Origin of the sequence: Pseudoalteromonas sp. T1lg21, from assembly GCF_002964625.1 — a bacterium.
GTDB lineage: Bacteria > Pseudomonadota > Gammaproteobacteria > Enterobacterales > Alteromonadaceae > Pseudoalteromonas > Pseudoalteromonas gelatinilytica.
On sequence record NZ_PQBX01000023.1, the window covers coordinates 1 to 1,582 of the forward strand.

Below are 1,582 nucleotides of genomic sequence, written 5' to 3' on the forward strand. Positions count from 1 at the left end.
GCGTTGGTATGACTCCCCATGTCAAGCAGGGTACACCGATCCCTGCCTAAACTTTTAAGCCTTTAATAATCTGTCTTTCACCCAATAAAGTGAGTTAACACATCGAATGAAGCAAGTAATGTCGTCGGTTATCATGCTGGTATCCGTGGATTACTCACTTTTATGAGCAGAGCCTACCTTACTTAACCCGTCGTAGCACCTGTCTTCAGTCTATGTTCGTGGTTCAATAATTATTGCTAATTACTGCCATCCTAACGCCCTCGGTGGTTGTGCCACACCCGATGCTTGATCCAATGCATTAACTCAAAGCCGTTTTTCATTTTATGCCGGAACCCGTGCGATACGTAGTTTTGGATTAACCGGACTTAATACTGTTTCTCTGGCAATCGCCCAGATATAGGCAATCATTTCCCGCGCAATAGCCGTTACCACCACATTATAATGCTTACCCTTATGCATCAGACGCTGATATCGACGACACAGTCTGAGTTGTGCCTGCCAGGCCATATCAACAATGTGTTTGGGCAACCCTTCTTGGCGCTTTTGTAGCTCGGTGGTCACCGCGGCTTGATAGCGATAACTGTGCGCTCCTTCCACCAACAGCCGTCTTGCTCGGCCATTACCACATTTGGTGATTGCCCCTAAATGACGCTTGCCACCACTGGAATGCTCTGAAGGGACTAAGCCTACATAACTCATTAATTTCCTTGGGTGGTCGAAGCGTGTTAAGTCGCCAAGCTCTGCAATCACACCTGCTGCTACCAACAGTTTGACACCACGCATGGCTTGTATGGCTTTCACTACGGGATAATACCGCCAGTTTCTGACCTGATACTCAAGTTCATTGTCGAGTCGTCTCAGCCTATTAATCCGCTCATTAATGGTTTGAATGTATTCCTGTAATACAATTTGTTGAGCTGGATGAGGCAGCACCAATTCAGTGAGCCAACGCAGGTGTTTGAGCGACCAGTTTGCCGTGCCGCTGTAGTTAATATTATTGCGCAGGAGCAGTGCTTTAAGTTGGTACTTGGCGTCTTTCAAATCTTTCATAGCCGTTTCTCGGGCGCGGGATAAATCTCGAACGGCTTCATCTTCAGGCTCAGGAACATAAATGGGAGTGAGGTCTTCCGATTTCAGTAGTTTGACCAACTTAATGGCATCACGTTTATCGGTCTTTACACGCTCACCGGGCTTTTTGGGAATAAGTGATGGGGCAACGACATAACAGCAATGGCCAAGGCTGGTAATGAGCCGATATATCCAATAACCACAAGGACCTGCCTCATAGACGAAGTGCAAAGTTACGTGCGGATACTTGGATTCAAATTGCCTGATAAGCTTTTTAACGGCAGCTTTAGCCGAAGGGATGCGGCCATAATGCACGGGTTGTGCGCCTCGATGGTCCTCAAGGTAAGCGATTTCATTAAATTCTTTATGTGTGTCTAAGCCAATGAAAAGTATGCTATGTTTGTTCATGCTAGCCTCCGCTGTTTAGTTATTTGACAAACTAATTATGGCTCTGGCTTTTAGCTAACCCACGAAAATGCGGAGGCTAGCACCTCGTGGGGAGTCATTATGTCTA

The 1,582-nt window shown here is 46.5% G+C and carries 1 protein-coding gene; it reads right to left on the reverse strand.

The features are described from left to right. Positions 1-321: 321 nt before the first annotated feature. On the reverse strand, positions 322-1,476 hold the full coding sequence (locus C2M25_RS06835; RefSeq protein ID WP_105180750.1) for an IS110 family transposase: 1,155 nt from the start codon (positions 1,474-1,476) through the stop codon (positions 322-324). Positions 1,477-1,582: the final 106 nt, after the last annotated feature.